Genomic DNA, 23225 nt, shown 5'->3' with positions numbered 1-23225 from the left:
TCCGGGCGGCGCTGCGTGACACACTGACGGCGTCACGATCGCGACAGACCGAGGCTGTTACCACCATGACGGACACGGCGGGCCCGGCGGGCACGGCGCACGAGGCCCTTCCCCTGCTCATCATCGACGGCGCGAACGTCGTCGGCTCGGTGCCCGACGGCTGGTGGCGCGACCGGCGCGGGGCCGCCGAGCGGCTGCGCGACCGACTGGTGCCCTTCGCCCGGACCGGCGCGGGCGGCATGACCGGGCCGCTGGAGCTCGTCCTGGTGCTGGAGGGCGCGGCCCGCGGTGTGGCGTCCGTGCCCGGGGTGCGCGTCGAGGAGGCGTCCGGCAGCGGCGACGACCGCATCGTGGAGATCGCGGCGACGGCCGGCGAGCGCCCCTGCCTGGTGGTCACGGCCGACCGCGGGCTGCGCCGCCGGGTCGAGGAACTGGGCGCCCGGGTCACCGGCCCGCGTGCCGTGCAGAGCTGACCGGGGCACCCGGCCCGGAGAGACCGAGCAGCCGGTTACGGCGCGTCGCCCGCGCCCTGCCGGGCCTCCTTCTCGCGCAGTGCCAGTCGGCTGTGTGTGCGGCCGTAGAGGAAGTAGACGACGAAGCCGATCACCATCCAGATGGCGAATCGCAGCCAGGTCTCGGCCGGCAGGTTGAGCATCAGCCACAGTGAGCTGCACACCGACAGGACCGGGATGACCGGGACCCAGGGGGTGCGGAAGGCGCGGGGCAGGTCCGGACGGGTGCGGCGCAGGATGATCACGCTGATCGCGACGACGATGAACGCGAAGAGCGTGCCGATGTTCACCAGCTCGGCCAGCTCGGCCAGGCTGGTGAATCCGGCGACGATCGCGATGATCACGCCGAGCAGGATCGTCGGCCGGTGCGGGGTCCTGAAGCGGGGGTGCACCCGGGAGAAGAAGCGCGGCAGCAGTCCGTCGCGGCTCATCGCGAAGAACACCCGGGTCTGGCCGAGGAGCAGGATCATGCAGACCGTCGTCAGACCGACGGCGGCGCCGAAGCTGATCACGCCCGCGTACCAGGGGTGTCCGATGGCCTTGAAGGCGTCGGCGAGCGGGGCCTCCACGGAGAGCTTGGAGTACTTCTGCATGCCGGTGACGACGATGGAGACGGCGACGTAGAGCAGGGTGCAGATGACCAGCGAGCCGAGGATGCCGCGCGGCATGTCCCGCTGCGGGTTGCGGGTCTCCTCGGCCGCCGTGGCCACGATGTCGAAGCCGATGAAGGCGAAGAACACCACGGAGGCGGCCGTGAAGATGCCCAGCACGCCGAAGTTGGACGGCGCCCAGCCGAACATCAGCTGGATGAGCGGGGCTTTCAGATTGCCGCCCGCCGGCACCGGCTGCGCAGGCGGGATGAACGGCTTGTAGTTGTCGCCGTTGACGAAGAAGGCACCGGCGATGATCACGATGAGGACCACGACCACCTTGATGGCGACGACGAGCGAGGTGATCCGGGCCGACAGCTTCATGCCGAGGACGAGGATGCCGGTGAGCACCAGCACCAGGGCGGCGGCGAGGATGTCGAAACCGAAGCCCGTGGCGTTGTCCCGGCCGGCCAGATAGTCCGGCAGGTGCCAGCCCGCGTTGTCCAGCAGCGAGCGGACGTAGCCGGACCAGCCGACCGCCACCACCGCCGTACCGAGCGCGAACTCCAGGACCAGGTCCCAGCCGATGATCCAGGCGGGCAGCTCGCCCAGGGAGGCGTAGCTGAACGTGTACGCCGAGCCCGCCACGGGGACCGTGGACGCGAACTCGGCGTAGCAGAGGGCGGCGAGCGCACACACCACGCCGGCCACCACGAAGGCCAGGGACACCGCCGGTCCGGCGTTGTTCTTGGCGACCTGTCCGGTGAGGACGAAGATGCCGGTGCCGATGATGACACCGACGCCGAAGACGGTCAGGTCGAGCGCGGAGAGGGACTTCTTGAGCGAATGCTCCGGTTCCTCGGTGTCCACGATGGACTGCTCGACGTTCTTCGTCCTGAAGAGCGCGCTGCTCACGTGCCTACCTCCCACGCCAGTGGGTTCCCGACATGTCCGGCATGCTCGGGTCGGTCGGGAAGCGTATGCCCCGCACAGGCAGGTTCACGCAAACGGGCCGGTTCCGCCACCGCAGCGAGTGGCGTGACCGGCCCGTGAGGGTGCGTTCCGGGTCAGTCGCGCGCCGGCTCCACGGAGTCCACCTCGGCGGCCGTACGGTCGAACCGGCCGTCCAGCTTGGACACCAGCCCGGTGACCTGGCGGGCGATGTCCGGGGCGGTCAGGCCGATCTCGGTGAGGACCTCGCCGCGGGAGGCGTGGTCGAGGAAGCGCGGCGGGATGCCGAAGTCGCGCAGCGGCACGTCCACGCCCGCGTCGCGCAGGGCCTGGGCGATCGCGGAGCCGACACCACCGACGCGGCTGTTGTCCTCGACGGTGACGACCACCCGGTGCCGCTCGGCGAGCGGGGCCATGGCCTCGTCGACGGGCTTGACCCAGCGCGGGTCGACGACGGTGGTGGAGATGCCCTGCTTGTCGAGCAGCGCGGCGATCTCCAGGCACATCGGGGCGAGGGCGCCGACCGAGACCAGCAGCACGTCGGGCCTGTCGGTGCCCGGCTCGCGCAGCACGTCCATGCCGCCGACCCGGCCCACGGCCGGTACGGCGGGGCCCACCGCGCCCTTGGAGAAGCGCACCACGGTCGGCGCGTCCTCGACGGCGACGGCCTCCCTGAGCTGGGCGCGCACCTGCTCGGCGTCGCGCGGCGCGGCCAGCCTGAGGCCGGGCACGACCTGGAGGATCGACATGTCCCACATGCCGTTGTGGGAGGCGCCGTCCGTGCCGGTGACACCGGCCCGGTCCAGGACGAACGTCACTCCGCACCTGTGCAGGGCCACGTCCATGAGGACCTGGTCGAAGGCGCGGTTGAGGAAGGTGGCGTAGACGGCGAAGACCGGGTGCAGGCCGCCGTGCGCGAGGCCCGCCGCGGACACCGCCGCGTGCTGCTCGGCGATGCCCACGTCGTAGATGCGGTCCGGGAAGGCGTCCGCGAACTTCTTCAGGCCGACCGGCTGCAGCATGGCCGCCGTGATCGCCACGATGTCGTCGCGCTCCTTGCCGAGCCGGACCATCTCGTCACCGAAGACGGAGGTCCAGTCGGCGCCCGCGGCCTTGACCGGCAGGCCGGTGTCGGGGTGGATGGGGCCGATGCCGTGGAAGCGGTCGGCCTCGTCCTGGAGGGCGGGCTGGTAGCCGCGGCCCTTCTCGGTGAGGCAGTGCACGATCACCGGGCCGCCGAACCGCTTGGCACGGGCCAGCGCCGACTCCAGCGCCTCGATGTCGTGGCCGTCGATCGGGCCGACGTACTTCAGGCCCAGGTCCTCGAACATGCCCTGCGGGGCGATGAAGTCCTTCAGCCCCTTCTTGGCCCCGTGCAGGGTCTCGTACAGCGGCCTGCCGACGACCGGGGTGCGCTCCAGGATGTCCTTGCCGCGGGCCAGGAACCGCTCGTAGCCGTCGGTGGTCCGCAGCGTGGCCAGGTGGTTGGCGAGACCGCCGATCGTCGGGGCGTACGACCGCTCGTTGTCGTTGACGACGATGACCAGCGGGCGGTCCTTGGCGTCGGCGATGTTGTTCAGCGCCTCCCAGGCCATGCCGCCGGTGAGCGCCCCGTCACCGATGACGGCGGCCACATGGCTGTCGCGCTGCTTGAGCTGGTTGGCCTTGGCGATGCCGTCGGCCCAGCCGAGGACCGTGGAGGCGTGGCTGTTCTCGATGACGTCGTGCTCGGACTCGGCCTGCGAGGGGTAGCCCGACAGGCCGCCCTTCATCTTCAGCTTGGCGAAGTCCTGCCGGCCGGTGAGCAGCTTGTGCACGTAGGACTGGTGGCCGGTGTCCCACAGGACCTTGTCCTTCGGGGACTGGAAGACGCGGTGGAGGGCGATGGTGAGCTCGACCACGCCCAGGTTCGGGCCGAGGTGGCCGCCGGTCTTGGAGACGGCGTCGACCAGGAAGGTCCGGATCTCCTCTGCCAGCTGGTCCAGCTCTTCCAGGCTGAGCCGGTCCAGATCGCGCGGTCCCCTGATGCGGGTCAGCAGCGGCACCCGTGCCTCCTTGCAGTAGAGCTGATCGAGCGTTTCCGGGCTCGCCCGAGTCTAATGTTCCGACTTTCCAAGACACGACAGCGCCCGGCACCTTTCAGGCACCGGGCAACTGTTCCCACCGGCGTTACGCGCGGCCGGCGGTCTTCTGCGTCTTGCGGGTGATGGAGTCGATCACCACGGTGGTGAGCAGGACCGCGGCGGTGATCATGTACTTCACCGGCTCCGCGATGGACTCCAGCTGGAGACCGTACTGGATCGACACGATCACCAGCACACCGAGCAGCGCGTTCCAGGTACGGCCGCGCCCGCCGAACAGCGACGTACCACCGATGACGGCGGCCGCGATGGCGTTCATCAGCAGGTCACCGGTGCCCGCGCTCTGGTTCGCCGAGGCGATCTTCGAGGCCAGGAACAGACCACCGATCGCGGCGAAACCGCCGGAGATCGCGAAGACGGTGATCCGCACCGCGGTGACGTTGATGCCCGCACGCCGGGACGCCTCGACGCTGCCGCCGAGCGCGAAGATCTTGCGGCCGTACGACGTCCGGCGCAGTACGAAGTCCGTGCCGATCAGGAAGGCCAGGAAGATCACCGTGGCCAGCGGCAGACCCTTGTACTGGTTGTACATGTAGGCCGCGGCGAAGGAGATCACAGCCAGCAGCACGGTCCGCAGTACGGTGTCGCCGAGCGGCCGGGACGGCACGCCCGCGGCCTCCCGGCGCCGGTTGCCGAGGAAGGAGGTGAGGAAGAACACCGCGACCACGACCACGGCGAGCCCGTACGCGGCGGCCACGTCCGAGAAGTAGTACGTGGTCAGCTTGCCGACCAGGCCGTTCGGGTCGAGGTTGATCGTGCCGTCGGCGCCCAGCACCTTCAGCATGAAGCCCAGCCAGAACAGCAGACCGGCCAGCGTGACGGCGAAGGCGGGGGCGCCGAGCACCGCGAAGAAGAAGCCGTGCAGCGCGCCGATGGCGACACCGGCGGCGATCGCGATGAGCACGGCCGTCCACTCGGGCCAGCCCTGGTTGACCGCGAGGACACCGGCGAGGGCGCTGGCCGCGCCGCTGACCGAGCCGACGGACAGGTCGATCTCGCCGAGCAGCAGCACGAAGACGATGCCGACCGAGATCATGCCCGTGCCGACCATCGTGATCGTGATGTCGTTGATGTTCTGCGCGGACAGGAAGTTGGAGTTCAGGACCTGGAAGATGATGCAGATGATCGCGAGGCCCAGGATGACCGGGAGGGAGCCCAGCTCACCGGCCTTCATCTTCCGCTTGAACTCGTGCCAGTAGCCGAGCAGGCCCTCTTGCTGCACCAGCAGGCGCGGGTCGACCGCGGTGACCGCGGCAGCCGCGGCCTCCGGGTTCTCCGCGGCGGGCGCGTCCGGCGCCGGGGTCTTGTCGGCGCTCGCGGAGGTCTTGTCGATGCTCACTGGGAAACCTCCCCGGTCGTGCGCGCCGCACGGCGGGTCACGGCGTTGTCGGTGGCGCCGGTGATGGCGGAGATGATCTCCTCCTGCGAGGTCGTCTTGACCTCGAAGACGCCGTTGTTGCGGCCGAGGCGCAGGACGGCGACCTTGTCGGCCACCGCCTTCACGTCCGCCATGTTGTGGCTGATGAGGATGACGGCGTGGCCGCGCTCGCGCAGCCGCTCCACCAGGTCCAGGACCTGGGCGGTCTGCTCGACGCCGAGGGCGGCGGTGGGCTCGTCGAGGATCACCAGCTTGGGCTCGCCGAGCATGGAGCGGGCGATGGCCACGGTCTGGCGCTGACCGCCGGAGAGCGAGGCGATCGGGATGCGGACGCTGGGGATGCGGATCGACAGCGTGGTGAGCAGTTCGCGGGAGCGGCGCTCCATCTCGACCTCGTCCAGGACGCCCCACTTCTTCAGCTCACGGCCGAGGAACAGGTTGCCGACGACATCGATGTTGTCGCACAGCGCGAGGTCCTGGTAGACCGTCGCGATGCCCAGGGCCTGGGCGTCGTGCGGCCTGCTGATGGTGACGGGCTTGCCGTCCCATTCGATGACACCCTCGTCGATCGGGTGCACGCCGGCGATCGTCTTGACCAGCGTGGACTTTCCGGCGCCGTTGTCGCCCACCAGGGCGACCACCTCACCGGCGTGGACCTCAAGCTCTACGTCGGTGAGCGCCTGAACGGCACCGAACCGCTTGGAGACCCCGCGCAACGCCAGCACGGGCGTAGCGGACACGTGAACCATCTCCTTCGCCGCCTGACCCGGCGGGAGGTTGTGCAGAAATCTGGGTGGGTGGGTTGGGAACAACCCTGGGGGGAGTTCCGTCCGGCGCCCCGCGCCGAGCTTGCGGGGCTGTCTGATCGCGGGACGCCGGAGGAGTTCTGGGGAGCGGTCGGTCGGCTTCCCTGCGGGCATTCAAGGACGAACACCCGCCTGCGGGAAGGGACTTGACGCTGCTTACTTGAGGCCGATCTTGTCGCAGGCCGTCTTGTAGTCGGCGGTGCAGATGTCGGCGACCGTGTAGTAGCCCTGCTTGATGACCGTGTCCTTGATGTTGTCCTGGGTCAGCGAGACGACCGGGACGAGCACCGAGGGGATGTCCTTCTTCGAGGTGCTGGAGACCTTGTCCTTGGCGATGGAGTCCAGCGACTTGCCCTGGGCGAGCGCGACGGCCATCTCCGCGGCGACGTTCGCCTCCTGCGGGTAGGACTTGAAGACGCTCATGTACTGCGTACCGGCGACGATGCGCTGCACACCGGCCAGCTCGGCGTCCTGGCCGGTGACCGGGACCTTGATGCCGGCGCCGCTGAGGGCGGTGATGATACCGCCGGCCATGCCGTCGTTGGCGGAGTAGACGCCCGCGATCTTGTCCTTGCCGACCGCGGAGATCGCCGCTTCCATCTCGGAGTTGGCGTTGTCCGGCGACCACTCCTTGGTGTCGTACTCCTTGGCGATCGTGACCTTGCCGTCGAGGACGGAGTGCGCGCCCTGCTTGAACTGGGCGGCGTTCGGGTCGGTGACCGAGCCGTTGACCATGACGATCTTGGAGGACTTGGTGGCCTTGCTGCCCAGCGCCTTCAGCAGGGCCTGGCCCTGGGTCTTGCCGACCTCCGTGTTGTCGAAGGAGGTGTAGGCGCTGATCGGTCCCTCGGCCAGGCGGTCGTAGGCGACGACCTTGATGCCGGCGTCGACGGCCTTCTGCACGGAGTTCTGAATGGCCTTGGCGTCCACCGCGTCCACGATCAGGACGTCCACCTTGTTGGTGATCATGGTGTCGACCTGCTGCGCCTGCAGGTTCGCGTCCTGGCGGGCGTTGTTGTACTGGATGGTCGCCTTGCCGTTCGTCAGCTCCTTGATCTTCTTCTCGATCAGCGGCCGGTCGAACTTCTCGTAGCGCGCGGTCTTGTTCTCCGGAAGGAGGAGGCCGACCTTGATGTTGTCGCCCTTCTTGGCCGACGAGGAGGAAGAGCTGTCGCTGTTCTTCGACTCCTTGGCACTGCCACAGGCGGCCAGCGACACGGCCATCGCACCAGCGGCAACGGCAACGGCGGCACGACGCATACGTGCGTTCACTTCAGAAACCTCCCTGACGAGGCCGCGTCGTTGCGGCCGAGGTGGCTGGAAGTCAACTCGGCCGCACGTTCGGCGTCAAGAAGTAAATCCTTAACGAGATGGCAACGGTGCCATCCGTTCTCTAAGTGAAGGCAGGAGCCACTGAGGGCAGCGCGCCGTCCAAAAGGGTTGAATCACCCATCTCGCTGAGGGCGAGGGCAAGCGCTCCGAGCACCTCGGCACGGCCCCCAAGTGCCCCTGGGAGAACGGACAGTTGGCGCGCCGCGCTGGGGATGGCGTAGCGCCCGACGGACTCCCTGATCGGCCCGAGCACCAGCTCACCGGCCTCGGCGAGGTCACCGCCGAGGACCACCCGGCTCGGGTTGAGCAGATTGCAGAGATTGGCCACACCGCTGCCGATGTGCCGGCCGACGTCGGCGATCACCCGACGGCAGCCCGGGTCCCCCTCCCTGGCCAGCCGTACGACGCCCTCCAGTGTGAGGTCGGGGCCGTGGCTGGGCTGGAGCAGCGGGAGCACGTAGCGCGCGGCCGCGAAGGTCTCCAGACAGCCGCGGTTCCCGCAGCGGCAGACCGGACCGGATTCATCGAGAGTGATATGCCCGATTTCGCCGGCGGTGCCGCCCGGACCTCGGTAGATCTTCCCGTCGATCACCAGACCGGCGCCGACACCGCTCGCGACCTTGATGTACGCGAGGTCGCGGACACCCTTGCCGCTGCCCCAGACCAGCTCGCCGAGGGCGCCGAGGTTGGCGTCGTTGTCCACGTGCACCGGCACGCCGAGCCGCTCGCGCAGCTCCTCGGCGGGTTTGGTGCCGCCCCAGCCCGGCAGGATCGAGGTGGAGCCCAGCGTCCCCGACTCCACGTCGATGGGACCCGGCACGCCCAGGCCCACGCCGGCCACCTTGGACCGGTTCACCCCAGTGGCCGCGATCAGCCTGCTGACCAGCTGTTCGGCCCGGTCGAAGCCCTGCGCGGCGGAGGCGTCGACATCCAGTGGCTCGGACTCCTCGGCCAGTACCTGGTGGGCCAGGTTGCCGATCGCCACGCGCAGATGGGTGTGCCCGAAGTCGACGCCGATCACGATGCCCGCGTCCCCGCTCAGGCTGACGCTGCGGGCCCGCCGTCCGCCCGCCGACGTGGGCGTGACCTCGACGGTTCCGCCGTCCTTCAGTTCCCGCACGATGTTGGAGACGGTCGCGGCGGACAGACCGGTCGTCCGCGCGATCTCCGCCTGCGTGAGGGATCCGGCCAGGCGCACGGCCCGTACGACCCGCTCCAGGTTGGCTCGGTGCAGCGACGACTGCGACCCTGGAGTCTCCACGACGACCTCCTGAGCGCGAGGCCGCTTCGGCGAGGCCCCGCGTATGTCCAACTAGTGAACTCTAAGCTGAGCCGTTCGGGGCGACTTACGTCAAGAGGTTGAACCGTATCCGGGGTCTTGGACACAGCGGGACCGCAGCGGCGCACGCCGCCCCGGAAGCCGGGAGCGGCGTGCGCACAGACGGTCGCGGGCTGTGACCCCGGGAGGTGACGGGGCTACTTCAGCGCCCCCGCGGTCAGGCCCTGGACGACCTGGCGCTGGAAGACGATGTACGCCCCGAGTACCGGCAGCATGGCCATCACCAGGCCCGCGAAGAGGCCGGACCAGTCGCCCTTGTAGCCCTGGCTGACCGCCAGCTGGACCAGGCCCTGGGTGAGGACCTTCTTGTCGGGGTCGGTGTTGAGGACCGTGGGCAGCATGTACTGGTTCCACTGGCCCAGGAAGTTGAAGATGCCGACGCTGATCAGGCCCGGCTTGGCCATGGGCAGCATGATCTGGAAGAACGTACGCGTGTGCGAAGCCCCGTCCACGAAGGCCGCCTCCGCCACCGAGGTCGGCAGCGTGCGGAAGAAGGCCGTCAGGAAGAAGACCGTGAACGGCAGCGAGTACGCGATGTAGACCAGGATCAGGCCGTGGATCGTGTTCAGCAGGCCCATGTTGTTCACGACGTAGAACAGCGGGACCAGCGCGAGCATGATCGGGAAGCTCATGCCGCCGACGAACAGGTAGTAGATGAAGCGGTTGCCCGGGAAGTCGAACCGGGCGAGGACGTAGGCCGCCATGGAGCCGAGGACCAGGGTGCCGATGAGCGAGCCGCCGACCACCAGGACCGTGTTGAGGAAGTAGTCGCTCATGTTGGCCTGGGTCCAGGCCCGCGACCAGTTGCCGAAGTGCAGCTTGTCCGGCAGGGACCAGGGCGAGCCGAAGATGGAGCTGTCGTCCTTGAAGGACGTCATCACCGCCCACAGCAGCGGTGTGACCACCATGATCGCCCAGATGATCAGCACGCCGTGGGAGAAGACGTTGAGGACACCGCCCTCCTTCTTCCGCCGGGCGGGCCGCGGGGTCGCTGCGTCGATCTTGGAGACGCTCGCGCCGGACTCGGCCGGCAGCGGTGCGGGGGTCTCGGTCGTCTTCATCGCTTCAGAACTCCAGCCGCTCGCGACGGCCCAGCCGCATCACGATCGCCGCGAAGGCGAGCGTGACGACGAGCAGGGCGACGCCGATCGTGGTGGCGTAGGCGGCCTGACCGTCCCGGAACGCCTTCTGGTACACGTACAGGACCAGCACGGTGGTCGAGTAGTCGGGCCCGCCGGGACCGGTCGTCATGATCTGTACGACCGCGAACGACTCGGCGCCCAGCGCGAGGATGCCCATGTAGACCCAGCCCGACTGCACGGTGTCCCACAGCAGCGGCAGGGTGATCCGGAAGAAGGTGGCGGCCCGGCCCGCGCCGTCGAGCAGCGCCGACTCGTACAGCTCGGTGGGGATCGAGGCCATGCCCGCCGAGAACAGGACCACGAAGAAGCCGACCGTGGACCAGACGAGCACGGCCATCACGCACCACAGCGCGAGGTTCGGGTCGCCCAGCCACAGCGGCTGGACACTGTCGAGGCCGATGCCGCGCAGTATCGAGTTGATCGCGCCGCTGTCCGGGTTGTACGCGAACTGGAACAGCAGCGCGACGATCGCGATGGACAGCACCTGCGGGAAGAAATAGACGATTTTGTAGAAGGACGAGCCCCGGACACCCGAGATCGCGGGGCCGCCCTTTCTCCGTCGTCCGCCCACATTGATCATGAAGGCGAAGAACAGCGCCAGACTGATCGTCACCAGTGGCAGCACCAGGGCGAACAGCAGACTGTGCTGCAACGACTTCCAGAAGATGTCGTCGTGCAACATCCTCTTGTAGTTGTCGAAGCCGACCATCTTGAATTCGGGGCTCAGGCCGGTCCAGTCCGTGAACGAATAGTAGATGGACTGGATGAACGGCCACACCACGAAGAGCGCGTACAGTCCCAGGGGCAACGTCAGAAACCCCACGATGAACCGGTACTTGCCGTGCTGCATCGCCACTCCGGTGCGGTCAGGGGGCTGGTTACTGGTGCTTGTAGTGCTTGATCGTGGTGTCCTTGGCCGCTTCGTCGGCGAAACCCTGGATCCTCTTGATGGCCTCGGCCGGGGTGAGCCGGCCGGCCATCATCTCGCCGAGACCGGACACCCCGATCTTCTCCTTCTGCAACTGCACGTACCAGTCCTGAAGGCGCGGATTCACCACGTTGGATCCGGCCAGTTGCAGCGCCGCCACGCCCGACTTCAGCCCCGGGGTGAGGGTGATGCCGGTCGTGCCGCCGTTGTAGGCGGTCAGCGACTTCACCTTGGCGGTGAAGTTCTTCGAGGACGCCTCGGAGAGCATGATGCGCAGCTGCTCCATGCCACCCTCGGGGTTCGCGGCCTTGGCCGGCACGATGAAGGGCTCACCGCCGGACGCCCAGATGGTGCCGAAGGGCAGCTTGTCGGAGCTGTCGATGCCGGAGGGCGCGGAGACGGCGAGGTTGAAGTCCTTCGGGATGACGTTGGCCGACTCGTTCTCCACCCAGGAGCCGTTCGGGATGAACAGCGCCTCGCCCTTGGCCCAGGCGGTCTGGGACTGGATGTGGTCCAGACCCGGGGTGCCCTTGAGGATGTAGCCCTTCTTGTACAGCTCGTAGTACGCCTCGAAACAGGCCTTGACGGCCGGGTGCTTCCAGGCGTTCGGCTCCAGGTTGTCGATGGCGTCGAGCACCTCGCGACCGCCGACCTTGCCGATCATCGGGTAGAGGGAGAAGGGGATGTAGTACGGGTACTTGCCCGCGTACGTCCAGCCCGCCATGCCCTTCTTCTTGGCCTTCTCGCAGACCGCGAGCATCTCGTCCCAGGTCTTCGGGTACTGGGCGTCGAGCGAGTCCAGGGCCTTCTGCGAGTACCAGACGCCGTACACGGTGTAGGCGTAGTAGAAGATCCAGACCGGGTTGCCGTCGAACTGGCCCATCTCCACGATGCCGGGGCGCAGCGTGTCACGGACCTTCTTGCTCGGGTCGTCGTACGACGGCGCGTCCAGCAGCGGGGTGAGGTCGGACAGCTGGTTCTTGCCGACGAGCACGCCCATGTCCATCTGCTCGGCACCGGAGTTGTCGATGAGGTCCGGCGGGTTGCCCTGGTTGAAGCGGGGCTGGAGGGTGGACTGGATCTTCTGGGTGGCGGAGAACTTCACCGTCGCCTTGGGGAAGTCTTTCTGATAGATCTTCACCGCGTCCTGGGCGTACTCCTTGCCGAAGCCGCCGTCGAAGAGGACGAATTCCATCTTCGCACTCTCGTTGACCCCGAGCGGGTTCTTGGCGGTCTTCGTCCCCGCCTTGTCCTTCTTCTGACCGCTCCCGCCACTGCTCGCACAGGCGGACAGCAGGCTCATCGCGGGCACGCCGATCAGGCCGAGCGCGGCCGACCGCTTGATCAGATCACGACGGCCGACACCTGCGGCACTGTTGTTCGAGGTGGATCCCATGCTCAAGTCCTCGCCTTCTCCAGGACTCAGGCGGTGAACCGGATCCTCCCCGGCACCGCTGTCGGGTCTCGCTGGGTGGTGCAGGAAGTGCTCAATGAGTGTTCAGGGCGTGCTCTACCGGAGTGCATCTTGTACCCGGGCGCCGACAGGTATAGTCCACTTCCGGTCGTCGTAGCAAGATCGAATGCATGGTTCACCATGGGTCTTTTCCGAGTTGAGACCTCGGGGAAATATGAGTCCGCTGTGCGCGCTTCGCCGGAAAAATTCGCAACATAAGTCCCTGAATGCCACACCCAACGCCCTTGACACCACCGGCCACTTGACGACCTACTGGTTCCTGCGTCGCGAAGTTGACAACGTTGTCTGTAGGGGACGCAGGAGGGGAATCCGTAGATGCAGCGGAGAACTCGGCACAGATGGGGTCCGGCGGCCGTTCTGACGGCCGCCTTTGTCATGGCCGTCGGCGCACAGGGCGCGGCGGTCGCCCTGCCCGCCAAGGCTCCGGCCGCAGGCCGGGAGTTCGCATCCTCGTTCGAGCCGGGTGATCCGGCACCGGACTGGACCGACACCGTGGACACCGCACCCGACGGCACCAAGCGCGCCTCGGGCGTCGACGGCGGCTACACCACCGGCATTCCGGGCAATGTGACGGACCATGTCACCGACGTCCGGGCGAGCGGTGAGAACGCGGACGCCGGCGAGGTGAAGGAGAACCTGGTCGACGGCGAGCCCGGCACCAAGTGGCTGACCTTCCAGCCCACCGGCTGGGTGGAGTTCGACCTCGACAAGCCCGTCAAGCTGGTGACGTACGCGCTCACGTCGGCCAACGACTACGCAGAGCGCGATCCGAGCGACTGGGCGCTCCTCGGCTCCACCGACGGCAAGGACTGGAAGACCGTCGACACCCGCTCGCACGAGAGCTTCTCCGAACGGTTCCAGACGAAGTCGTACGACCTGGCCCAGCCGGCCGAGTACCAGCACTTCCGGCTGGAGATCACCAGGAACAACGGCGCGTCCGGCATCCTCCAGCTCGCCGACGTGCAGTTCTCCACCGGCGGCGGGGGCGGGCCGGTGCCGCAGGACATGCTGACGCTGGTCGACCAGGGTCCGACCGCCTCGCCGACGGCCAAGGCGCGGGCCGGGTTCACCGGCAAGAGGGCGCTGCGCTACGCGGGGCGGCACACGGCGGGCGGCCGGGCGTACTCGTACAACAAGGTCTTCGACGTGAACGTCAAGGTCGGCGGCGACACCCAGCTGTCGTACCGCGTCTTCCCGTCGATGGCGGACGGCGACCGGGACTACGACGCCACGAACGTCTCCCTGGACCTGGCCTTCACCGACGGCACCTATCTCAGCGATCTGGGCGCGCTGGACCAGCACGGGTTCCCGCTGTCGCCGCGCGGGCAGGGCGCGTCGAAGTCGCTCTACGTCAACCAGTGGAACAACGTCGTCTCACGGATCGGCTCGGTGGCGGCCGGCAAGACGGTCGACCGGATCCTGGTGGCGTACGACTCCCCCGGCGGGCCGGCGAAGTTCCGGGGCTGGATCGACGACGTGGCGCTCAGGCCGGTGGCACCGCAGCGGCCGAAGGCGCATCTGTCGGACTACGCGCTGACCACCCGGGGCACCAACTCCAGCGGCAGCTTCTCGCGCGGCAACAACTTCCCGGCGACCGCGCTGCCGCACGGTTTCAACTTCTGGACGCCGGTGACCAACGCGTCCTCGATGAGCTGGCTGTACGAGTACGCGCGCGCGAACAACGACGACAACCTGCCGACGATCCAGGCGTTCAGCGCGAGCCACGAGCCGAGTCCGTGGATGGGTGACCGGCAGACCTTCCAGCTGATGCCCTCGGCGGCGTCGGGCACCCCGGACACCGGGCGCGAGGCGCGCGAGCTGCCGTTCCGGCACGAGAACGAGACCGCGCGGCCGTACTACTACGGGGTCCGTTTCGAGAACGGTCTCAAGGCCGAGATGACCCCGACCGACCATGCGGCGGTGCTGCGCTTCACCTATCCCGGCAACGACGCGAGCGTGCTGTTCGACAACGTCACCGAGCAGGCGGGCCTGACCCTCGACAAGGACCACGGGATCGTCACGGGCTACTCGGACGTGAAGTCCGGCCTGTCCGCCGGCGCCACCCGGCTGTTCGTGTACGGCGTGTTCGACAAGCCGGTGACGGACGGCTCGTCGAGCGGGGTGAAGGGCTATCTGCGCTTCGACGCGGGCGCCGACCACACGGTCACGCTGCGCCTGGCGACCTCGCTGATCAGCGTCGACCAGGCGAAGGACAACCTGCGCCAGGAGATCCCGGACGGCACCTCCTTCGACACGGTCAAGGCGCGGGCGCAGCGCACCTGGGACCAGTTGCTCGGCAAGGTCGAGGTGCGCGGCGCGACCGAGGACCAGCTGACCACGCTGTACTCCAGCATGTACCGGCTGTACCTGTACCCGAACTCCGGCTTCGAGGAGGTGGGCGGCAAGGCCCAGTACGCCTCGCCGTTCTCGCCCATGCCGAGCCAGGACACCCCGACGCACACCGGCGCGAAGATCGTCGACGGCACGGTGTACGTCAACAACGGCTTCTGGGACACCTACCGGACCACCTGGCCGGCGTACTCCTTCCTGACACCGTCCCAGGCGGGCGAGATGGTCGACGGGTTCGTGCAGCAGTACAAGGACGGCGGCTGGACCTCCCGCTGGTCCTCGCCCGGTTACGCCGACCTGATGACCGGCACCTCCTCGGACGTGGCGTTCGCCGACGCCTACGTCAAGGGCGTGAAGTTCGACGCGAAGGCCGCGTACCAGGCGGCGCTGAAGAACGCGACCGTGGTCCCGCCGATGTCGGGCGTGGGCCGCAAGGGCATGACCACCTCGCCGTTCCTCGGCTACACCAGCACCGACACGACCGAGGGCCTGTCCTGGGCGATGGAGGGCTACGTCAACGACTACGGCATCGGGCAGATGGGCGCGGCGCTGTACAGGAAGACGGGCGAGAAGCGCTACAAGGAGGAGTCCGAGTACTTCCTCAACCGTGCCCGGGACTATGTGAACCTGTTCGACCCCAAGGCCGGCTTCTTCCAGGGCCGTGACGGGCAGGGGAACTGGCGGGTGGACTCCTCGAAGTACGACCCGCGCGTGTGGGGTTACGACTACACCGAGACCAACGGCTGGGGCGACGCCTTCACCGTCCCGCAGGACAGCCGGGGGCTGGCCAATCTGTACGGCGGCCGGCAGGGGCTCGCGGACAAGCTGGACGCGTTCTTCGCCACCCCGGAGACGGCCTCTCCCGACTTCGTCGGCTCCTACGGCGGTGTCATCCACGAGATGACCGAGGCGCGTGACGTCCGCATGGGCATGCTCGGTCAGTCCAACCAGCCCGCGCACCACATCCCGTACATGTACGACGCGGCCGGCCAGCCCTGGAAGACCCAGGCGGCGGTCCGCGAGATCCTCTCCCGGCTCTATCTCGGCAGCGAGATCGGACAGGGCTACCACGGCGACGAGGACAACGGCGAGCAGTCGGGCTGGTACCTCTTCTCCGCGCTCGGCTTCTATCCGCTCGTCATGGGCAGCGGCGACTACTCCATCGGCTCCCCGCTGTTCAAGCAGGTCACCGTGCACCTGGAGAACGGCCGTGACCTGGTGGTCAAGGCTCCGGCGAACAGCGCGAAGAACGTCTACGTCCAGGGTGTGACCTTCAACGGCCGCCCCTGGACGTCCACTTCGCTCCCCCACTCGCTGCTGTCCAAGGGCGGCGTGCTGGAGTTCTCCATGGGCGCCAAGCCGTCGGCCTGGGGCACGGGCAAGAACGCGGCGCCGGTCTCCCTCACCCAGGACGACAAGGTGCCGGCGCCCCGGACGGACGTGCTGAAGGGGGACGGGCCGCTGTTCGACAACACGTCGGCGACGGACGCGACGGTCGGCTCGGTGGACCTGCCGGTCGACCATGCCGTGAGGCCCGTCCAGTACACGCTGACGTCCTCGGCCGACCATACGAAGGCGCCGACCGGCTGGACCCTCCAGGGCTCTACGGACGGCACCACCTGGCAGACCCTGGACCACCGCTCGGGCGAGACGTTCGCCTGGGACCGCCAGACCCGGGCGTTCACCATCGCCGCGCCGGGCACGTACGGCAAGTACCGGCTGGTCCTGGACGGCCAGTCGACGCTCGCGGAGGTGGAGCTGCTGGCCTGACGGGCAGAAGGAAGAGCGGCCGCCCCTCGCGCGAGGGGCGGCCGTTTCCTTGCCGGTTCTCCTGCCGAGGTTCAGCTCGTGGCGAGGGTGAACACGTGCAGGTCCCCGTCGTGCGGGAGCCGGACGCTCGCGATGGCCTTGCCGGCCGGGGCCGTGAACGGCTCGGTGGCGAAGACGTAGGCCGCCACCGGGTCCTTGTCGGCGCCCGCGACATTGCGGTACGCGGTCCGGGCGACGACCTCGTTGCCGTACTGGACGGTGCCCCCTCCGCCGCCGACGGTCCAGTCGGTGAAGGAGAGGTCGACGGTGCCGCTCGTGCCGTCGGTGTACGTGACGGTCGCCTGGCTCTGCTGGTTGCCGTTGACCGCGCTGCCGACGAAGGACAACTTGCGTGCGGGCTCGTCCAGTTGGATGGTCTGGCCGGCCGCCGAGGCGTTGTCCGGTCGGCCGGCGGGCGAGTTCGGCCAGGTGAAGGCGAGGCCGTCGACGCCGCCCCGGCCGCCGGGGGCGAGTCCGGCGGCCGCGAGGGCCTGGCGGGAGTAGCTCCAGCCACCGCCGTCGTAGTCCGCCTCGTCGTGCTCGCCGGTGTCGTCGGAGGTTGCGGTGTTGTCGTAGGCGGCGAGGAGGGTGCCTGGGGCGGCCACGGTGAGCGCGACGGGCTGCTGGTAGGAGGTGCCGCCCGAGGTCACCGAGATCCGGACGTCGGCGAAGCCCTGCGTGGCGTCCTTCGCGGCGGTGAGCGTGATCTCCTGGGCGCCGCCGGTGACCGTGCCCTCGGCGGGGGTGGCCGTGACCCCGGCCGGGGTCCGCACCGTGAAGCGCACCGCGGGTCCGGCGCCGCCGTTCATCGACAGGGCGCGGACGACGGTCTTCGTGCTCTCACCGGGCGCGAGCGTGGCCGTGGTGGGGCCGACGCCGATCTGGTACGGCTGCTCGCCCTCGCGGAAGGACGGCGGCGGGCTGCCGGCGCCCCAGCCGTGGTCCGGGGTGGCGGACAGGGTGTAGTCGAGCCGGCCGCCGTCCCGGACGAAGGAGGCCGGCAGCCAGGGGCGGTCGCTGGTTCGGCCGTCGACCTTCAGGGACCGGACGTACGGGGCGCCGGCCGCGGCTCCGCTCGCGTGGACGGAGATGTCGTTGCCCTGCGGCCGGCTGATCTCCACACGCTCGAACAGCGGCGAGGCGAGGACCAGTTCGGCCCGGGAGGGCACCTGGGGGTACATGCCGAGGGCCGAGAAGACGTACCAGGAGGACATCGCGCCGAGGTCGTCGTTGCCGGGGATGCCGCCGGGGTCGGTCGACCACAGCTGCCGCATGGCGGCCCGCACGGTCTCCTGCGTCTTGTACGGCGCGCCCGCGTAGTCGTACAGATAGGGCACGTTGATCGACGGCTCGTTGTCCAGCTCGGACTTGGTGCCGCCGTCGCCGGTGAAGGCCCAGCCGCCGTCGGCCGTGTGGAAGAAGTCGTCCAGCCGGGCGAGGGCCGCCTCCCGGCCGCCCAGCGCGGCGAAGAGCCCGGCCGGGTCGTGCTGGACCATCCAGGTGTACTGGGCGGCCGTACCCTCCACGAAGCCGTTGCCGGTGTCGGGGGCGAATCCGGTGACCCAGCTGCCGTCGGCCTTGCGGTCGGCGACGTAGCCGCCGCCGGGGTCGGCGGCGACGTCGAAGTTGTTCTGCCACCACTGGGCACGGCGGGCGAAGTCGGCCCGGATGTCCTTCTCCCCTGCCGCCGCGGCGAGTTGGGACAGCGAGAAGTCGGCCGTGGACATCTCCAGGGTCTCGGCGGCGCCGCCCCAGGCGTTGGAGACGCTCGGCATGTAGTGCAGCTTCAGGTACTTGTCGAGCGAGGGCCGCTGGCCGACGGACAGCACCGGCTTGCCCGACGGGGACAGGTCCTGCTCGGTCGGCACGGTGGCCGCCTCGACCAGCGAGTCCAGTGCGCCGCGCAGGTCGAAGTCCGTGCCGCCGAAGGCGCGGATGCCGGCCAGCGCCGTCGGCGAGGGGTCGCCGTTCATGACATGGGTGCCGCTCGCGCCGTGCAGCCAGCGGTCCCAGACCCCGCCGTTCTGCCTCGCCAGCTCGTACAGCGACTGGGCGATGTCGGAGCCGGTGTGCGGGTCGAGCAGGGTGAGCAGCTGCACCTGGTCGCGGTAGACGTCCCAGCCGGAGAAGGTGCCGTACTGGGCGCGGTGGCCGTGCCCGACCCGGTGCACCTCGCCGTCGCTGCCCCGGTAGCGGCCGTCGGCGTCGCTGATGACGTTCGGGTGCAGCAGCGCGTGGTACAGCGCGGTGTAGAAGGTGGTGCGGTCGGCGTCCGTGCCACCGCCGACCCGGACGGCGCCGAGCCGCTCGCGCCAGGCCCGGCGGGCCGCGCTCTCGACGGCGCCGAAGGAGCGGCCCGCGGGGTTCTCCGCGGCGAGGTTGGCCGCGGCGGCCTGCCGGCTGACATAGGAGATGCCGACCTTGACGTTCACCGGCCCGGTGCCGGGTGCGAACTCGACGTAGCCGCCCGCGCCCTTGCCCGCGAGCGGCCGTCCGCCGTGCGAGAAGCCGCCGGTGCCGCCGGACGCGGTCAGCGAGCCGGGGCTCAGTCTCTCGTCCTGCCAGGTGCCGGCGCTCTTGAAGGCGCGGTCGAAGCGCGCGGTGAAGTACAGGGTGTAGTAGGCGCGCCGGCCCTCGGGGTCGAGGTAGCCGCAGAAGTCGCCGGAGGTGACCGAGCCGGAAACGGTGCGGGTGGCGGGGTCGATCGTGACGGCCGAGTCCTGCGATCCCAGCTCGGAGCCGGCGGTGCGCACGAGCAGCGAGGCGGGCTTGCCGGACGGGAAGGTGAACCGGGCCGAGCCGGTGCGCGCGGTGGCGGTGAGGTCGGCGGTGACCCCGGAGGCGAGGCCCACCCGGTAGTGCCCGGGCTCGGCGGTCTCGTCGGTGTGGCCGAAGTCCGAGGCGTAGACGGCGTCCCTGGTGTCGCTCGCCGGGGAGGAGGTGACCTCGCCGGCGTACGGGAAGAAGGGGATGTCGCCGCTGCCGCCCGCGCAGCCGGTGCCGGACATGTGGGTGAGGCTGAAGCCCCGGATGCGGGTGGCGTCGTACTGGTAGCCGCCGGGCGCGGCGGTGCGGGTCGCGTCGCCGCGGGTGTTCTCCGGGCTCCAGGAGAGCATCCCGAAGGGCACGACGGCGCCGGGGAAGACGTTGCCGCCGTTCCTGGTGCCGATCAGCGGATCGACGTACGGCGTCGGGTCCTTGACGAGGCCGGGGGAAGCGGGACTCGCCGCGAGCGCGGGAGTGGCGGCGCCGCTGGTCGCGAGAAGCGCGGCCAGCAGCAGGGACATGGGTCTGAAACGCATGACGCGGCCCTTCCTCCATACGGTCGGGTCGCGCACCACAGGTCGCACAAGCCGCAGGGACACTAACGTGCGCCACCCGTACCACGGAAGACCGCGTGCACTCGGTAGGCGTCCTCCGGGATCACCCGGTCGGGCTACCCCAAGTGGGTTGACATCGTTGTCGGTTGCAGCGGTAGAGTCATGTACAGACCATAGGACAACGTTGTCGCGCACCCTGGCCGACCTCCGGCCGACATCACAAGCCAGCACCACCCGGGCGGGTGCCCAACCACCCCCCTCCCCGCCCGGCTCGCGGACCCGGTGCGCACGACCACCGGGTCCGCCCCGAGCGATCGAGCATCAACGCACACAATCTCGCCGCCGCTGTGACCCGAGGGGCGAAAGTCGCCTTTTGTGGTGAGTGAGGCAACAAAACCGGTCCGCTCTCCGAACCAGCCATAGGCAACGGGGGCAACCAGTGCTACAAATGCCGCATGTCGGATGCATTCGCCCGATTCAGGCGTATCTTCTGGCGCTTCAAGGTCGACCGCGGTCGGCGCAGCGTCGCCGGCCAGGTTTTCCTTCTGCAGGTGGCCCTCGTGGTACTGCTCGTGGCCTGCGGCGTCATCGCTCTCGTCCTGCAGTCGGAACATGACACCAGCACAGAGGCCAGGCGCCGGTCCATCGCCGTCGCGCAGACCTTCGCCCACTCCCCCGGCGTGGTGCAGGCGCTGCACGCCCCCGATCCGTCCAAGGTGCTCCAGCCGCTGACCGAGGCGGGTCGCAAGGCCGCGGGCGTCGACTTCATCGTGATCATGAACACGCGGGGCATCCGCTACACCCACCCCATGCCGAGCAAGATCGGGCAGCGGTTCGTGGGCCGGATCGGCCCGTCGCTGGCCGGGAAGGTCTACACCGAGACGGTCCATGGGCCGCTCGGCCACGAGGAACAGGCGACCGTGCCCGTCTACGACAGCCACGGCAAGGTCGTCGCCCTCGTCTCCGCCGGACTCAAGGTGAAGCACGTGACCAGCGAGATGGACCGTCAGCTGCCGATCATCCTGACGGCCGGGGCCGGCGCGCTGGTGATGTCGACCGGCGGTGCGGCGCTGATGCGCCGGCGGCTGCGGCGGCAGACGCACAGCCTGGCGCCGGACGAGATGGCCCGTATGTACGAGCACCACGACACGGTCCTGCACTCGGTGCGTGAGGGCGTGCTCATCGTCGGCGGCGACGGGCGGCTGATGCTGGTCAACGACGAGGCCCGAAGGCTGCTGGAGCTGCCCCCCGACGCCGAGGGGCGCACCGTGCGCGAGCTGCCGGGCCTCGACCCCGCGACCATGGACCTGCTCGCCTCCGGGCGCGAGGCCTCCGACGAGGTGCACTTCGCCGGCGGACGGCTGCTGGCGGTCAACCAGCGGCTCACGGACCGCGCGGGCGGCCCCTGCGTGACCGTGGTGACGCTCCGGGACTGCACCGAGCTCCAGGCCATCACCGGCCGGGCGGAGGTGACGCGGGAGCGGCTGGAGCTGCTGTACGACGCAGGCCTGGGCATCGGCAGCAGCCTCGACGTGGTCCACACGGCCGACGAGCTGGCGCGGGTCGCCGTACCCCGGTTCGCCGACTTCGTCACCGTGGACCTGGCCGACGCCGTGCTGCACGGCGAGGAACCGGCTCCCACGGCGACGGACATGCGGCGTGTCGCGGTGGGCGGCATCCGGGACGATCACCCGCTCTACGAGAAGGGCCGGCTGATCGACTTCCTGCCCTCCACCCCGCAGGCCCGCGGCTACAGCGCCGGCCGCACCGAGCTGGTGACCGACCTGGCAACCACCGAGGGCTGGCGCGAGCAGGATCCGCTGCGCGCCCGGCAGATCCTGGACTACGGCATCCACTCGCTCATCTCCGCTCCCATCCAGGCCCGCGGCACCGTGCTGGGCATGGCCAACTTCTGGCGTTCCAAGCGGGAGCCCTTCGACGCGGAGGAGCTGTCGCTGGCGGAGGAGCTGGTGGCCCGCGCCGCGGTCAGCATCGACAACGCCCGCCGGTACACCCGCGAGCACGCCGTGGCCGTGACCCTCCAGCGCAGTCTGCTGCCGAGGTCGCTGCCCGAGCAGAGCGCCCTCGACGTGGCCTACCGCTATCTGCCCGCCCAGTCGGGCGTGAGCGGTGACTGGTTCGACGTGATCCCGCTGCCGGGCAGCCGGGTGGCGCTGGTCGTCGGCGATGTGGTCGGTCACGGTCTGCACGCCGCCGCGACGATGGGCCGGCTGCGGACCGCCGTGCACAACTTCTCCACCCTCGACCTGCCGCCCGACGAGCTGCTCAGTCATCTGGACGACCTGGTCGGCCGCATCGACCAGGACGAGGCCTGCCCGCAGACGACCGGCGAGATCGTGGGCGCCACCTGTGTGTACGCGATCTACGACCCGGTGACGCGCCGCTGCGTGATGGCCCGTGCCGGGCATCTGGCGCCCGCGCTGGTCGCACCCGACGGCAGCGTCACCTTCCCCGAGCTGCCGACCGGGCCACCGCTGGGGCTGGGCGGCATGCCGTTCCAGACGGCGGAGTTCGAGCTCGCGGAGGGCAGCCAACTCGTGCTGTACACCGACGGCCTCATCGAGGACCGCTCGCGCGACCTGGACGTGGGGATGGAGCTGCTGCGCCGGTCGCTGGCGGGTCACCCCGACCGGCCGCCGGAGGAGAGCTGCGCCGCGGTGCTGGAGGAGCTGCTGCCCGAGCGGCCCGGGGACGACGTCGCCCTGCTCATCGCACGCACCCGGGAGCTGCCGGCCGAACGGGTCGCCGACTGGGACGTACCGGGCGATCCGGCCGCCGTGTCGGGGATGCGCGCCGCCGTGTCCGAGAAGCTCGCCGAGTGGGGCCTGTCCGAGCTGGGCTTCGGCATGGAACTCGTACTGAGCGAGCTGATCACCAATGCCATCCGCTACGGCTCCGAGCCGATCCATGTGCGGCTGATCCATGACCGCACACTGATCTGCGAGGTGGCCGACGGCAGCAGCACCTCGCCGCATCTGCGGTACGCGGCGACCACCGACGAGGGCGGCCGGGGCCTGTTCCTGGTCTCGCAGCTGGCCGAGCGCTGGGGCACCCGGTACACCCCGCAGGGCAAGGTGATCTGGGCCGAGCTGGCCGTGCCGGACCTCGACGCACTCCTCGCCGGCTGACCAGG

General features: G+C 69.3%; 13 protein-coding genes. 3 read left to right on the top strand and 10 right to left on the bottom strand.

Going from position 1 to position 23225, the window contains the following annotated elements:
- Positions 1–65: 65 nt before the first annotated feature.
- Positions 66–473 (top strand): NTP pyrophosphohydrolase, encoded by a 408-nt coding sequence (locus ADK64_RS05795; RefSeq protein ID WP_053655474.1) that lies wholly within the window; start codon positions 66–68, stop codon positions 471–473.
- 35 nt (positions 474–508) lie between these two features.
- Here the strand turns inward: ADK64_RS05795 and ADK64_RS05790 are convergent, their stop codons facing one another.
- From ADK64_RS05790 to ngcE, 9 genes are all read right to left on the bottom strand, one after another.
- A complete protein-coding gene (locus ADK64_RS05790) occupies positions 509–2017 on the bottom strand; it encodes an amino acid permease (RefSeq protein WP_053655472.1) in 1509 nt (502 codons plus the stop codon).
- Positions 2018–2169: 152 nt separating this feature from the next.
- Positions 2170–4098, bottom strand: a complete 1929-nt coding sequence (gene dxs / locus ADK64_RS05785; protein WP_053655470.1) for a 1-deoxy-D-xylulose-5-phosphate synthase — start codon at positions 4096–4098, stop codon at positions 2170–2172.
- A gap of 124 nt (positions 4099–4222) precedes the next feature.
- On the bottom strand, positions 4223–5533 hold the full coding sequence (locus ADK64_RS05780) for a sugar ABC transporter permease (protein WP_053655468.1): 1311 nt from the start codon (positions 5531–5533) through the stop codon (positions 4223–4225).
- Positions 5530–6321, bottom strand: coding sequence for an ATP-binding cassette domain-containing protein (locus tag ADK64_RS05775; RefSeq protein ID WP_053655466.1), 792 nt, complete (start codon positions 6319–6321; stop codon positions 5530–5532). The genes ADK64_RS05780 and ADK64_RS05775 overlap by 4 nt, the downstream gene beginning before the upstream one ends.
- 213 nt (positions 6322–6534) lie before the next feature.
- Entirely contained in the window at positions 6535–7638 is a 1104-nt protein-coding gene (locus tag ADK64_RS05770) for a sugar ABC transporter substrate-binding protein (protein ID WP_078992502.1), read from the bottom strand.
- A 133-nt stretch (positions 7639–7771) separates the two neighbouring features.
- Positions 7772–8971, bottom strand: coding sequence for an ROK family transcriptional regulator (locus tag ADK64_RS05765; protein ID WP_053655459.1), 1200 nt, complete (start codon positions 8969–8971; stop codon positions 7772–7774).
- Between the two features lie 215 nt (positions 8972–9186).
- Positions 9187–10110: a carbohydrate ABC transporter permease gene (locus ADK64_RS05760; protein ID WP_053655457.1), complete on the bottom strand. Its 924-nt coding sequence runs from the start codon at positions 10108–10110 to the stop codon at positions 9187–9189.
- Between the two features lie 4 nt (positions 10111–10114).
- Positions 10115–11041 (bottom strand): carbohydrate ABC transporter permease, encoded by a 927-nt coding sequence (locus ADK64_RS05755; protein WP_053655455.1) that lies wholly within the window; start codon positions 11039–11041, stop codon positions 10115–10117.
- Positions 11042–11069: 28 nt separating this feature from the next.
- Positions 11070–12515, bottom strand: coding sequence for an N-acetylglucosamine/diacetylchitobiose ABC transporter substrate-binding protein (gene ngcE, locus ADK64_RS05750; protein WP_053655453.1), 1446 nt, complete (start codon positions 12513–12515; stop codon positions 11070–11072).
- A gap of 393 nt (positions 12516–12908) precedes the next feature.
- On the opposite strand from ngcE, the gene ADK64_RS05745 reads away from it, so the two are divergent.
- A complete protein-coding gene (locus ADK64_RS05745) occupies positions 12909–16712 on the top strand; it encodes a GH92 family glycosyl hydrolase (protein ID WP_234384467.1) in 3804 nt (1267 codons plus the stop codon).
- A 71-nt stretch (positions 16713–16783) separates the two neighbouring features.
- Here the strand turns inward: ADK64_RS05745 and ADK64_RS05740 are convergent, their stop codons facing one another.
- Positions 16784–20053, bottom strand: a complete 3270-nt coding sequence (locus ADK64_RS05740) for a GH92 family glycosyl hydrolase (RefSeq protein ID WP_053655449.1) — start codon at positions 20051–20053, stop codon at positions 16784–16786.
- A gap of 473 nt (positions 20054–20526) precedes the next feature.
- On the opposite strand from ADK64_RS05740, the gene ADK64_RS05735 reads away from it, so the two are divergent.
- A complete protein-coding gene (locus ADK64_RS05735; protein ID WP_078992501.1) occupies positions 20527–23220 on the top strand; it encodes a SpoIIE family protein phosphatase in 2694 nt (897 codons plus the stop codon).
- The last annotated feature ends 5 nt before the right edge of the window (positions 23221–23225 follow it).

Origin of the sequence: Streptomyces sp. MMG1121, assembly GCF_001280015.1 — a bacterium.
Lineage (GTDB): Bacteria > Actinomycetota > Actinomycetes > Streptomycetales > Streptomycetaceae > Streptomyces.
This window is presented reverse-complemented; position numbering and strand designations above follow the sequence as displayed.

Coding starts and splice junctions, on each gene's coding strand:
- ADK64_RS05795 (WP_053655474.1), top strand. CDS start 66: ATGACGGACACGGCGGGCCCGGCGGGCACGGCGCACGAGGCCCTTCCC.
- ADK64_RS05775 (WP_053655466.1), bottom strand. CDS start 6,321: ATGGTTCACGTGTCCGCTACGCCCGTGCTGGCGTTGCGCGGGGTCTCC.
- ADK64_RS05770 (WP_078992502.1), bottom strand. CDS start 7,638: ATGCGTCGTGCCGCCGTTGCCGTTGCCGCTGGTGCGATGGCCGTGTCG.
- ADK64_RS05760 (WP_053655457.1), bottom strand. CDS start 10,110: ATGAAGACGACCGAGACCCCCGCACCGCTGCCGGCCGAGTCCGGCGCG.
- ADK64_RS05755 (WP_053655455.1), bottom strand. CDS start 11,041: ATGCAGCACGGCAAGTACCGGTTCATCGTGGGGTTTCTGACGTTGCCC.
- ngcE (WP_053655453.1), bottom strand. CDS start 12,515: ATGGGATCCACCTCGAACAACAGTGCCGCAGGTGTCGGCCGTCGTGAT.
- ADK64_RS05745 (WP_234384467.1), top strand. CDS start 12,909: ATGCAGCGGAGAACTCGGCACAGATGGGGTCCGGCGGCCGTTCTGACG.
- ADK64_RS05740 (WP_053655449.1), bottom strand. CDS start 20,053: ATGCGTTTCAGACCCATGTCCCTGCTGCTGGCCGCGCTTCTCGCGACC.
- ADK64_RS05735 (WP_078992501.1), top strand. CDS start 20,527: ATGTCGGATGCATTCGCCCGATTCAGGCGTATCTTCTGGCGCTTCAAG.